Below are 12,109 nucleotides of genomic sequence, written 5' to 3' on the forward strand. Positions count from 1 at the left end.
CTTTAGTGAGAAGGCTTCTGCGCCGCGAGTCCCTCCAGAGCAGCCCGGATCTCGCCCGAGGCCCGATCCACGGCTTCTTCCAGCTCAACGGTGAGATCATGCACTTTCTGCCAACGGGCAAGTCGCATCGGCGGAAGAGTGCGGAGCACCTCGAGACCATCCCCGCGCTCAGCACGGCCGAGTGCCTCTCGGAGGGCTCCCCGGAGCACCGATGTGCGTTCCCGGAGCTCGATGACATCGAGCCACGCGGACGCTGGTGTATTGCTGCTCTGCTGCGCCGTCCGCACTTGCAAGGCGAGCGAGTCCAGTTCGTCGCCGGCTCCCGTTGCTGATGTCGCACGGTTCCTCGTATCGAGGATCCACCGTTCGACCGCTTTCGCGTCCACGGGGCCGAGAGCCGTCACGACCCTTGCCACGAAGTTAGCAGGACGCACCGACATGTCTGACTGGAGGTCGAAGCGGGCCCCGCCCATCCCGTCGAACTGCTCCAGGCCTGCGCTCCCCCAACCGTTGACAGCGACCGCCAGCACGTTGGCGCCCGCCGCTTCTTCGAGCAGCGCGACGACTCGCGCCGCAGATGCGGGCCTCGTGTTCATCATCACGGTGGCGATCACGCCCTCGGACCGCACGGTGGCCTGCCGGGCGGTCGTCTCCGTCCGGATCACATCGGCTTCGTTCACCCCCATGCCGGACAGCAGGGTGATGAGGAGCCGGTGCCCTCGGGCCGGTGAAAGGAGGCTAGCCACCGCACGACCCTACCGAGACCTGCCAGTCGCCTCTTGCCACCGGTGTTGCGTCGACGGTGAATGGAGACGCCAACCGGCCCTTGACGGGGCATTTTCTTCATCCCAATTCATCTCAGAAGCCGCCCGATGAGTACGCGCATAGGGCTACCGTCGGCCCGCAGGGCAGATGCCGTGACCAACGTCGCGGGCAGTTCATCACGGAATCGGAATCAAGGATGTCCACAACCTCCCGCCCAGGGACCCCAGCGTCGGCGGCCCACGGCCCCGCTGCCCAGCCTTCTGCTCTCGTCACGCCAGCAGAAGCCGCGGCTTTCCTCCTCACGACCGTCGGGACGTTGGCGCAGTGGCGCTACCTCCGCCGAGGTCCCGCTTACATCAAGGTCGGCCGTTCCGTGGCGTACCGCCTCAGTGACCTCCTCGACTACGTCGAGCAAACTCGCGTCTCGCACAACGGGGCGGCCGCCTGATGGCCACCATCCGCGCCTACGAGACCGCAAAGGGCAAGCGGTACGAAGTCGGTTACACCAAGCCCGACGGGCGGACCACACGGAAGCGTGGGTTCCGAACGCAGCGGGACGCGAAGGAGTGGTCGGCCGTCAACACGGTCGCCATGAGCAAGCCCACCTACCGGACCCAGACTGAACTGTCGCAGAGGCTCGGGCCGTTCATCGACGAGTTCTTGGCACGGAGAGCGACCCTCGCCGCGAGCACCGTCGCGAACCGTGCGGCCGTAGCGAGCAAGTGGGTGACGCCGTACTGGAGCGAAGAGCCCTTGGATGCTGTGACGAAGAAAGCAGTCAAGGCCTGGGTGGAAACCATCCACGCGAACGGGGCCGGCGCTCAGACCATCCAGAAGGCTCACCAGATCTTGGGCGGCGTCCTCGAGGAGTGCGTCGAGCAGGCGCTGATGACCGGAAACCCGGCGCGCGGCGTTCGGCTACCGAAGGTGGTCACCCGGGAGCACGGCTACATGAACGCGCAGCAAGTCGCCCACCTCCTCGACGAGTCCGCGGAGCGAGACCGGCTGCTCATCGCCTTCCTCGCCTTCTCCGGGCTGCGGTTCGGTGAGGCAGCAGCACTGACGTTCGCGGACCTGGACTTCGAGAACAACATCGTTCACGTCCGTCGGTCTGCGACCGAGGTCAGGGGCAGGCTCGTCGTTGGTCAGCCGAAGAGCGGAAAGTCCCGTCGGGTGCCAGGCGTCCCCCAGGTCATGGGGCCACTCCGACGGCACGCGAAGGGGCGCGACGGTCAAGACCTCGTCTTCACCGCGCCTGAAGGTGGCTTCCTCAGGCTCACCACCTGGCGTCGGCGTGTCTTCGCGCCCGCAGTCAAGCGAGCCATCGCCAGCTGGCCGGGAAGCGAGTTCGCGGGCGAAGACTCCCCCAAGCTCTTCCCCGCCCTGACGCCGCACGACCTGCGCCACACGGCGGCGAGCCTGACCGTGTCCGCTGGTGCACAAGTGCGGCTCGTGCAGGACATGCTCGGACACGCCAAGCCGAGCATCACTCTCGACGTCTACACCGGTCTGTTCCCGTCCGACTTCGCCCCGCTCGTCGAGAAACTCGACGGACTCGCCTCAGGTGCAGGGATCGCGCAGCGACTCTGAGCGCCTCGTTCCACCTCTCGACCCGCTCCTGATGCCGGCTCGTTCGCTTCGTCGACGAGTCGGCATCGTCGTTCCCGCACATGTCTTGTTCGTCGGCGGCCGGCCGTACGGTGGTGGCGTGGAGCATCTGAAGAAGGACCTCGGCACGCTCAAGAAGGGTGCGACCGTCGTGGTCACGCTCAGGAACCAGGCGAACGTGCTGCTGATGGATTCGAACAACTACCGCCGGTACGCATCGGGGCGAGGCGGCAACATCAAGTACGTGGGCGGGCTGGTGAAGCGCGGTCCCGCGAGGATCACCGTTCCGACGAACGGACACTGGATCCTCGCAGTGGACCTCGGCGGCGCCGCCGGTCGGATCAACGCGAAGGTCTCCGTCGAAGCACCCCCTCGCGGGAACCTCCCAGAGTTCCGGAGCGCGGCGGAACCGACCCTGTCAGGCAGCATCGCCACTCGAACCCCCACTCCTCCGACATCGGCGACGGAGTTGAACGGTCAGACATGGGACGTGTTCCTGTCTCACGCCAGCGAAGACAAGGAGACCGTCGCCGTACCGCTCGCGAAGGCGCTTGAAGCTCGTGGCATCACGGTCTGGCTGGACCAGGCCGTCATCCGGATGGGCGACAGTCTGCGCCAGCGAATCGATCGAGGCATCCGGAGCAGTCGGTTCGCGGCCGTGGTCCTGAGCGATGCGTACTTCAGCAAGGGCTGGACACAGTACGAGCTCGACGGAATCGTCACCCTAGGTGTCGGCGGGCGGCAGAACTTGCTGCCGATCTGGCACGGCGTCAATCAGGCCGGCGTGGCCGCAAACAGCCCGAGCCTCGCCGACAAGTTGGCACGCTCGACCGCAGACACGACGATCCACGCGATCGCCGACGAGATCACCGAACTCGTGAACGATGCGCGACGTGCGGAGGGACAACGCGGACACAATGCGGCGGATTAGCAGACCGTGCCAAATCTGTGCCAAGCATCCTGCGTCCATCCCGGGACGTGGCCACAGAGACACAAAAACCCCCGGTTTCCCGGGGGTTTCCTGCTGTGGGCGATACCGGGATCGAACCAGTGACCTCTTCCGTGTCAGGGAAGCGCGCTACCGCTGCGCCAATCGCCCAGAGGAGTGTGGAGCTGGAGGTGGGGACGGGATTCGAACCCGCGTGGACGGCTTTGCAGGCCGCTGCCTAGCCTCTCGGCCACCCCACCATCGAGGTTCACGTCTCCGTGAGTACCCGAACGGTGGGATACCCTCTGGTGAGTCGTCGGGATCCGGAGATCCTGACACTCGAGCGGATGACGAGATTCGAACTCGCGACCCTCACCTTGGCAAGGTGATGCGCTACCACTGCGCCACATCCGCATGCTCTTCGAGAAGAGCGGATTGCCGTCGTGCTGGCCGTTCGTGCTGGCCGGCCGTCTCGGCGACGTCGTAAACTCTATACGAAGCCGAGCGCATCCACCAAAATCCTTCCGGTTCACCGGGCGTGTCCCCCGTGTTCACGCGGAACCGAGGGCTGCCGCGGGCGCCCCGCCGACCGCGCCACACCCGGGCGACGCGTCGTGTTCAGCCGAACGCCGGACATCCGCTACTATCGACTGGCACGACAAGTGCAGCGGGCGATTGGCGCAGTTGGTAGCGCGCTTCGTTCACACCGAAGAGGTCATCAGTTCGAGTCTGGTATCGCCCACCCGCTGTGTCGCTTCGACGACACGACCGAGAGCCCGACGCAGCACGCGTCGGGCTCTCGTCATCTGACCAGTTCCGTCCAGTTCGTAGGGGCACATGACCGACGTCGACCTCGAGTTCGCCCGTGTGCGCGCCGTCCTCGACCGGCCGACCCTGCGGCTCCTCTCGCGTCCGACGAGCGCCGCGGTGGTCGCCGTCTTCCGTGCGGTGTTCGACCGGGACGTGCAGTACGTCCCTGCCGACCGGATGCACCTGCAGGTCGAGGAGCACGTCGCGCGGCTGCAGTCGACGGGCGCGCGCGTGCCGGCGGGCGACCAGTCCGGCGACGCCGAGGACGCCCGGCCGAACGGACGCGCGCTGTGCCGCGACTGGGTGGCCGCGCATTGGCTGGTCCGCTCGAACTCCCCGGACGGCGACGAGCAGTACTCCCTGACGAGCCACGCGCTCGAGGCCCTGAGCCTCGTGGACGCCCTCAGCGCCGACCGTGCCCTCATCAGCGAGAGCCGCCTCGCGATGATCGTCGACGCGGTGCACCGGTGGGCGGCGCGCGCCGAACCCGACCCCGACGTGCAGATCCGACGGCTCGACGCGCAGATCGCCGAACTCCGTGCCGAGCGGGACCGGCTCGCGAGCGGTGACGCCGTCGAGACGGTCGACGACGACCGGATGCGGGACGGCTACACGAACATCTCCGACCTCATCCGGCAGCTGCCGAGCGACTTCAAGCGGGTCGAGGAAGCGGTGGCGACGATGCACCGCTCGATCGTCGAGGACTTCCGCGGCGAGGTGCGTCCGATCGGCGAGATCCTCGACGACTACCTGGCGCGCACGGACAACCTCATGCAGTCGACGCCGGAGGGCCGGGCCTTCGAGGGCGCGTTCGAGCTGCTCCGCGACGACGCCCTGCTGCTCCGGCTACGCGACGACATCGGCACGATCCTCGCGCACCCGTTCGCCGCCACGCTCGAACCCGGGGAGCGCCGGGCCTTCCGCAACACGGTGAGCATCCTCCGCCAGGGCATCGAGGACGTCCTCGCCCGGCGCCGGCAACTGACCGCGACCCTGCGCGACCAGATCGTGGCGCACGACGTCGTCCGCGACCGCGAGCTCGACACGGTCCTCCGCTCGGTCAACCGCGGCCTCGCGGCCTGGATCGAGCAGGGTTCCGCGCGGGACCGCGTCCCGCTCGGCCTGCTCCCCGACCAGGCGGAGGTCGAGACGCTCCGCGAACGCCTCTACGACCCCGACACCGAGTCCGTGCCCCCACCGATCGAGGAACCCGACGACGACGTCTTCGAGGACCTCGACGTCGACACCCTCCGACGGCACGGCGGCCCGCTGCTGGCCGAGCTCCGCGACGCGCTCCGGTCCGCGACCGCCGCGACGAGTTCCGCCGCCTTCCACGGCCTGCCCGACGAGCAGCGGCGGCCGGTCGAGCTCTTCGGCCTGGCCCACCTGCTCACCGGGCGGCCCGACTTCGAGAACGCCCGGCACGTCGTCGCACACCACACCGTGCGTCCCGACGGCAGCGCGGTCACCTTCCACATGCCCACCGCGGACCTCGCGGACGGCGACGCCACCGTCCGCGTCGACGCGGCGGACGACCCAGCACCTTCAACACCACACGGACAGGAGGCACGGTGAGCGACACCACGCCGGCACCGGTCGACGACACGGCCGGGTTCGCGGACACTGCCGAGGTCGACGACTTCGGCACGGTCCCGCAGGACGAGGTCCGCGACGAGACGAGCTTCGCCCTCTTCGAGGGCGACGAGGGCCGACTCGACGAGCCGCAGCGACGCGCGTTCGTCGCGCTGCTCCGCCACACCTACGTGAGTGCGCGCACGCACGCCGACGAGTGGCGTGCGGTGCTCGACGCCGAGGCCCAGCTGCGGTCGCGGCTCAACGACCTCTTCCTCGAGCTCCACGTGGACCGCGACCGCGAGGTCGCCTGGAAGCGCCAGGCCCGCTCGGAGAGCCAGCGCCGGGCGTTCCCGACCCTCCTCCGCGACGTGCCGTACACGCGCGAGGAGACGATCGTGCTCGTCTGGCTCCGCATGCGACTGCGCGCGGACACCCGACCGGGTCCGGACCAGGTGGTCGTCGACCGGTCGGAGATCCTCGGGCACGTGGCCGGGTTCCTGCCCGCCGGGTCGACCGACCGCACCCGCGACGAGGCCCGCGTGGCGAGCGCCGTCGACCGGCTCGTCCGTGCGCGCATCCTGCTGCGCACCAGCGACCCGGACCGGTTCCGCGTCGCGAGCGTGGTCGAGGTGCTGCTCCCCCTCGAGCGACTGCTGGAACTCGACACCTGGTTGCGGACCGCGACCAGCGACGGCGGCGAGGTCGTCGACGGAGCCGCACCGGGCCTCCAGGCCGAGCCGGCCGACACCGACGACGAAGGCGAGCCGGCAGCATGACCGACACCGCGATCGGCCGCACCGCGCCGGACGAGTACGCGACGCCCGCGCTGTTCGACACCGTGGCGCAGTGGCGCGCCGAGTCGATGCAGGTCGTCAACTGGGGCGGCTTCCACGGGCACCGCCAGGTGGAGCTGTCCGGCACGGCCACGCTGATCTCGGGGGCGTCCGGGACGGGCAAGTCGACGCTGATGGACGCGTACCTCGCGGTGATGATGCCGTCCGACGTGCCGTTCAACGGGGCGTCGAACGACACCACGACCGGGCGTGCGCGCGGCGCGGACCAGCGCAACCTGCTCACGTACCTGCGGGGCAAGGTCGACACGCAGCGCGACCCGGAGACCGGCGCCCTGCGGGACGTGAACCTCCGCGGCGACGACCGGACGACGTGGGGCGCGGTCGCGGTCACCTTCCGGAACGACGACGAGCGCCGCTTCACCGTCCTGCGCACGTACATCGTGCCGAAGCGCGCCCGCGGCGTCGGCGACATCCAGATGACCATGGCGACGGTCGACGACACCTTCGACCTGCGGCGGCTCGAGGAGTTCGTGCCCTCGCGGTTCCACCACCTCGAACTGACGGGCCGGGCCCCCGGACTCGTCATCCGCGACACGTACCAGGAACTCGCGTACACGCTGCAGACCCGGCTCGGCATCGGCGACTCCGGTGGCGGCAACCGGGCGATGCGACTGCTCGCGCGCATCCAGGCCGGACAGCACCTGCCGACCGTGGACGCGCTCTACAAGTCCCTCGTGCTCGAGACCCCGGCGACCTACGAGGCGGCGGACCGGGCGCTCGCGCACTTCTCCGCCCTCGACGAGGCGTACGAGGCGATGGACACCGAGGAGCGCAAGGTCCGCATCCTCTCCCCCATCGTCGACCTGCACGCCGAGATCTCCCGGTCGAAGGCCGCCGCGGCCGCGCTGGACGGCATCGCCACGGGTGCCGAGGTCTCCCCGTTCGCCCACTGGACGGCGTCGCGGAAGCGTGCCCTGCTGGACGACGAGGTCGCCCGGAACGCCCGCGAGCGCACCGCGGCACGCGCGGAGGTGTCCGCGGCCGAGGCCCGGCACGCAGCGGTCGAGATCGAGCTCCGCGACGCCGAGGCCCGACTCCGCGACCAGGGCGGCAACGCCCTCGCGCAGCTCGAGGACCGCATCGACCGCCGGACCCGCGAACGCGACACCGTCGCCCGGACGCGTGCGACGTTCGAGGAGCGCACCGCGGTCCTCGAGACCGCGATCGACTCCGAGCAGTCGTTCGGGGCCGCGCAGCGCACCGCCCACGAGTTCCTCGGCTCCTACGCGGACTCGCGTTCGTCGCTCGACGAACGGCGCGACGCCCTGACCCGCGAGGAGTACCCGCTCCTCGACCGCGAGCGGACCCTGCGCCAGGAGCGGCAGTCCCTCGAGCACCGCCAGGGCGCGATGCCGCTGCCGATGCACGAGGCCCGGGTCGCGATGGCACGCGCCGCCGGCATCGACCCCGCCGACCTGCCCTTCGTGGCCGAGCTGCTCGACGTCCTGCCGGGCGAGGAGCCCTGGCGGACGGCGATCGAGTCCGTCCTGGCACCGGTCGCGCGGACGCTCCTGGTCGACCAGGAGCGGCTCGACGCCTTCAGCACGGCGATCGACGGGCTGCGCCTGCCGGTCCGGGTCCAGTTCGAGGGTGTGCCGACCGGTCCGCACATCGACCTCGACGGCGACCCCGCGATGGTGTCCGGCAAGCTCGCGATCAAGCCCTCCCCGTTCAGCACCTGGGTGCGCGAGCGGATCGAGTCCGAGCGGACCGACGCCCGGTGCGTGCAGGACGCAGCGGACCTCGGTGGCGGTGGTCGCCGGGTCACGATCGCCGGACAGCTCCGCGACGGCCGCCGGGGCGCGCACGGCGACCGGCGCCAGGCGAACGTCATCGGCTTCACGAACGAGGCACGGGTCACCGCCGTCGAGGACGAACTCGCCTCGATCGCGCAGGACCTCGCGACGCTCGAGGCGCGTCGGACCGTCGTCGCGCAGGACATCGCGTCCCTCGACACCCTCCGTGCGGCGCACCAGCACGTGGTCGACGCCACCTGGGACGGCATCGACGTCGCCGGCGTGGACGCCTCCCTCACCCAGCTCGACGAGGAACGCCAGGCGCTGCTCGCCGCCGACGACGGACTGCGGACCCTCCGCGCGGCGGCCAGCCGGCTCCGCGCGGCCCTCGACGAGGCGTCCGACCGCCGGTCCGCCGCACGGCTGTCCGTCACACGGCTCGAGGAGCGGCACGGCGTGCTCGTCGACGGGCAGGACGCGGCCGCCGAGATCCTCGCGCGGTTCGACGACGCCCCGGAGGCGATGCCCGACGACGAACAGGCCCGGCTGCTGACCGAGACGTTCGCGGAGGTCGGCGCACCGGACGGCATCGACGGCTTCGACGACGCGGCCCGACGGTTGCGGCGACGGCTCGAGGAACGACTCTCGCAGGCGCTCGACGGTGCGGCGGCGGCCTCCACCGCGCTGACGCTCACGTTCCAGCGCTACCAGGACGCGTGGCCCGACCCGAACCTCGGCACCGGCGTGGCCTCCTACCCCGACTACCACGCGATCCTCGACCAGATCGTCGCCACCGGCCTGCACGCCCGACGCACCGAGTGGCGTCGACGGCTGTCGCAGTGGAGCGGCGAGGACCTCGTCCCGCTCGCCGGCGCGTTCGACCGCGCGGTCGTGGAGATCGAGGAGCGCCTCGAACCCGTCAACGAGATCCTCCGGGAGCTGCCGTTCGGGGCGAACCGCGACCGGCTGAAGATCGTCATCCGCCGCGTGACCCGCGAGGAGGTCGCGTCGTTCCGCAAGGAGCTGCGCGCACTGTCCGCGTCCGTCGACACCGAGCTGACCGACGACGTGCTCGAGACCCGGTTCCGCCGACTCCGCCGGTTCATGGCGATCATCCGCCCCGACCCCGCATCACCCCGTGGTCGCACGACCGCGCGTGACGCGGTGCTCGACGTCCGACGGCACATGGAGATCACCGCGGTGCGGTACGACGTCGACGGCAACGACCTCGGCGTGTACTCCTCCCTCGGCGACAAGTCGGGCGGCGAGACACAGGAGCTCGTGGCGTTCATCGTCGGTGCGGCGCTGCGGTACCAGCTCGGCGACGAGACGCGGCCGCGGCCCCGGTTCGCCCCGGTGTTCCTCGACGAGGCGTTCATCAAGGCGGACTCGGAGTTCGCCGGTCGTGCGGTGACGGCGTGGCTCCGGCTCGGGTTCCAGCTCGTCGTGAGTGCGCCGCTCGACAAGGTCACGGCGCTCGAGCCGTCGATGGAGCGGCTGCTGTCGATGCGGAAGCACCCCGACACGGGCTACTCGTCGATCACGGAGATCGCCCGGGTGGCGCCGGGGGCGTAGGGGCGCGCACGGGCGGGCGGGCGCGGCGCGAAGGTCACGACACCCCGTTCACGTACGACCGAAGGTCACGAGCCGTCGCCCGGCGCGCGCGAGAGCGACGCCTCGTGACCAACGGAGGTGGCGCGCGCGGGGTGTTGTGACCGGCGCGTGGTCCTCCGGGACTGGAGGGCCGTGGGAGGGGACGGACCAGAGCGCCGGACACGGGGCGGTACGGTGGGCGGGTGTTCGGACGCCGCTCCCCCAGCCCTCGCCCCGACGACCGTGCCGGCCTCGGCATCGGCGCGCTCGTGCAGGTCGTCGACCCCGGCCAGGGCGGCGAGCACTGGGCCGACGAGCCGATCGGCGTCATCGTCGCGCCGGGGGCCAGCCAGCTCGGCGGCACCCAGCGCACCTGGACGGTCGCGTTCGACGAGCCCGCCTACACGACGGACGGCCGCGGCCCCTTCGAGCGCGCGACCGTCCTGAGTCGTCAGTTGGTGCCGGTCGAGCCGGCAGCTGGGCCCGAGGCCTAGTACTCCTCGGAGCCGCTCTTCATCATGGCTGCCGCGGCCATGCACAGCCCGACGCCGCCGAGCACGCCGATCCCGATGATGACGCCTGCGATGACTTCGAGCATGTCCGTGACTCCTTGGTAGCGGGGGCCGATGTGGCAGCCCTCAGGCTACCGGATGCGACCCGGCGGTGCGGTCGGGCGCGCTGATCAGCGGACGCCGCGCATGAGGCGCAGGACCGGCTTGGCGAACACGAGCAGGAGGACGCCCACCACGACGGCGGCGAGGCCGAGCACGGTGAAGTACGGCGCCTCGTCGGCAGGGTCGTAGTACTGCGACAGGACACCCGTGGCCGCGGTGCCGAGCGACACCGACAGGAAGAACAGCGCGACCATCTGGGTCTGGAACTTCGCGGGTGCGAGCTTTGTCGCGACGGACTGGCCGACGGGCGAGAGCAGCAGCTCGGCGATCGTGAAGACGAGCAGGATCGCGACCAGGACCAGCAGCGGCGTCCCGTTCCGACCGGTGCCGACGAAGGGCAGGAAGAGCAGGAACGCCACGCCCATGATGCCGGTGCCGAGGGCGAACTTCGTCGGCGTGGACGGCTGGCGGTCGCCGAGCTTCGTCCAGATCGCCGCGAACACCCCGGACAGCACGATGATGAAGACCGGGTTGATCGACTGTGCCCACGAGACGGGCATCTCCCACCCGAAGAGCGACCGGTCGAGGCGCTGGTCCGCGTAGATCGTCACGACGGTGAACTGCTGCTGGTACAGCGACCAGAACACCGCGCTCCCGATGAACAGCGGGATGAAGGCGAACACGCGCGAGCGCTCCACGGCGCTGATGCCACTGCCGAGGATGACGACGAAGTAGCCGACGGTCGCGACGATCACGATGGCGACCACGACCGTCGGCAGGTTCCGAACGTTCAGCAGCCCGGTCAGGACCGCGGTCACGACGAGCGCGAGGGCCACGACGACCAAGATCGCGACGAGCGGCAGGCGTCGACGGTCGATCGGGTTGCTGACGTGGCGGACGACCTCGGGCAGGTGGCGACGGCGGATGCCGTACTGGACGAGACCGGCGGCCATGCCGATCGCGGCGAGGCCGAACCCGAAGTGGAAGCCGAGCGCGCTCTGCAGCAGGCCGGTGAGCAGCGGCCCGAAGAACGCGCCGAGGTTCACGCCGAGGTAGTACAGCGAGAAGCCCGCGTCCCGCCGCGGGTCGTCCTTCCGGTAGAGGCCGCCGACGATCGTCGTGGCGGTCGCCTTGAGCCCACCGGAGCCGAGCGCGATGAGGACGAGACCGACACCGACACCCGCGACCCCGGGCAGGAGCGCGAGCGCGATGTGCCCGAGCATGACGACGACCGCGCTGCCGAAGAGCGTCCGGTCGGCGCCGACCAACCGGTCCGAGATCCACGCGCCGATGATCGTGAAGAGGTACACGGCACCGCCGTACGCACCCATGATGCCGCCGGCGAGCTTCTCGTCGATGCCGAGCCCGCCCTGCGACACCGTGTAGTACATGTAGATCAGGACGATGCCCTGCATGCCGTAGAACGAGAACCGCTCCCACAGCTCGACCGCGAACGGCGTGGACAGTTCGAACGGCTGTCCGAAGAAGGTGCGCTCGGTGCGGGGCTCGTGGCCCGGTGCGGTGGTACCTGACATGCCGCACAGTCTGCCCTCGAGAGCCGGTGCCCTCACAATCGTCGATGGGTGCTCACAAAATCTGCGGCCCGCGCCTTGGAGGGTTCCCACG

9 protein-coding genes and 4 tRNA genes are annotated in these 12,109 nt (G+C 70.1%); 8 read left to right on the plus strand and 5 right to left on the minus strand.

The window, feature by feature from the left end; all coding sequences use genetic code 11:
- Positions 1 to 2: 2 nt before the first annotated feature.
- Positions 3 to 746, minus strand: a complete 744-nt coding sequence (locus IEY20_RS02460) for a hypothetical protein (RefSeq protein ID WP_175329321.1) — start codon at positions 744 to 746, stop codon at positions 3 to 5.
- Positions 747 to 1,081: 335 nt separating this feature from the next.
- On the opposite strand from IEY20_RS02460, the gene IEY20_RS17470 reads away from it, so the two are divergent.
- From IEY20_RS17470 to IEY20_RS02475, 3 genes are all read left to right on the plus strand, one after another.
- Positions 1,082 to 1,213 (plus strand): hypothetical protein, encoded by a 132-nt coding sequence (locus IEY20_RS17470; RefSeq protein WP_261976562.1) that lies wholly within the window; start codon positions 1,082 to 1,084, stop codon positions 1,211 to 1,213.
- Positions 1,213 to 2,355 (plus strand): site-specific integrase, encoded by a 1,143-nt coding sequence (locus tag IEY20_RS02470; protein WP_022904026.1) that lies wholly within the window; start codon positions 1,213 to 1,215, stop codon positions 2,353 to 2,355. The genes IEY20_RS17470 and IEY20_RS02470 overlap by 1 nt, the downstream gene beginning before the upstream one ends.
- A gap of 118 nt (positions 2,356 to 2,473) precedes the next feature.
- Positions 2,474 to 3,304, plus strand: coding sequence for a DUF1883 domain-containing protein (locus IEY20_RS02475; protein ID WP_049976580.1), 831 nt, complete (start codon positions 2,474 to 2,476; stop codon positions 3,302 to 3,304).
- A gap of 96 nt (positions 3,305 to 3,400) precedes the next feature.
- Here IEY20_RS02475 and IEY20_RS02480 read toward each other — a convergent pair.
- The 3 genes from IEY20_RS02480 to IEY20_RS02490 form a co-directional block, all read right to left on the minus strand.
- Positions 3,401 to 3,472 (minus strand) — tRNA-Val (locus tag IEY20_RS02480).
- 15 nt (positions 3,473 to 3,487) lie between these two features.
- A tRNA-Cys gene (locus IEY20_RS02485) sits at positions 3,488 to 3,561 on the minus strand.
- 82 nt (positions 3,562 to 3,643) lie between these two features.
- A tRNA-Gly gene (locus tag IEY20_RS02490) sits at positions 3,644 to 3,715 on the minus strand.
- A 255-nt stretch (positions 3,716 to 3,970) separates the two neighbouring features.
- Here IEY20_RS02490 and IEY20_RS02495 point away from each other — a divergent pair.
- The 5 genes from IEY20_RS02495 (at position 3,971) to IEY20_RS02515 (ending at position 10,363) form a co-directional block, all read left to right on the plus strand.
- Positions 3,971 to 4,043 (plus strand) — tRNA-Val (locus IEY20_RS02495).
- A 95-nt stretch (positions 4,044 to 4,138) separates the two neighbouring features.
- Positions 4,139 to 5,686, plus strand: coding sequence for a DUF3375 family protein (locus tag IEY20_RS02500; protein WP_175329322.1), 1,548 nt, complete (start codon positions 4,139 to 4,141; stop codon positions 5,684 to 5,686).
- The gene (locus tag IEY20_RS02505; protein WP_175329323.1) at positions 5,683 to 6,462 is read left to right on the plus strand and encodes a DUF4194 domain-containing protein; all 780 of its coding nucleotides are present in this window, start codon (positions 5,683 to 5,685) and stop codon (positions 6,460 to 6,462) included. Before IEY20_RS02500 ends, IEY20_RS02505 begins: the two co-directional genes overlap by 4 nt.
- The gene (locus IEY20_RS02510) at positions 6,459 to 9,851 is read left to right on the plus strand and encodes an ATP-binding protein (RefSeq protein ID WP_188888875.1); all 3,393 of its coding nucleotides are present in this window, start codon (positions 6,459 to 6,461) and stop codon (positions 9,849 to 9,851) included. Before IEY20_RS02505 ends, IEY20_RS02510 begins: the two co-directional genes overlap by 4 nt.
- A 221-nt stretch (positions 9,852 to 10,072) precedes the next feature.
- The gene (locus IEY20_RS02515) at positions 10,073 to 10,363 is read left to right on the plus strand and encodes a hypothetical protein (protein ID WP_022902521.1); all 291 of its coding nucleotides are present in this window, start codon (positions 10,073 to 10,075) and stop codon (positions 10,361 to 10,363) included.
- A gap of 188 nt (positions 10,364 to 10,551) precedes the next feature.
- On the opposite strand, the gene IEY20_RS02520 is transcribed toward IEY20_RS02515, so the two are convergent.
- Positions 10,552 to 12,018, minus strand: a complete 1,467-nt coding sequence (locus IEY20_RS02520; protein ID WP_175329325.1) for a peptide MFS transporter — start codon at positions 12,016 to 12,018, stop codon at positions 10,552 to 10,554.
- Positions 12,019 to 12,109 lie beyond the last annotated feature (91 nt).

The sequence above is a fragment of the Curtobacterium luteum genome, assembly GCF_014646995.1.
Lineage (GTDB): Bacteria > Actinomycetota > Actinomycetes > Actinomycetales > Microbacteriaceae > Curtobacterium > Curtobacterium luteum.

Coding starts and splice junctions, on each gene's coding strand:
- IEY20_RS02520 (WP_175329325.1), bottom strand. CDS start 12,018: ATGTCAGGTACCACCGCACCGGGCCACGAGCCCCGCACCGAGCGCACC.
- IEY20_RS02500 (WP_175329322.1), top strand. CDS start 4,139: ATGACCGACGTCGACCTCGAGTTCGCCCGTGTGCGCGCCGTCCTCGAC.
- IEY20_RS02510 (WP_188888875.1), top strand. CDS start 6,459: ATGACCGACACCGCGATCGGCCGCACCGCGCCGGACGAGTACGCGACG.
- IEY20_RS02470 (WP_022904026.1), top strand. CDS start 1,213: ATGGCCACCATCCGCGCCTACGAGACCGCAAAGGGCAAGCGGTACGAA.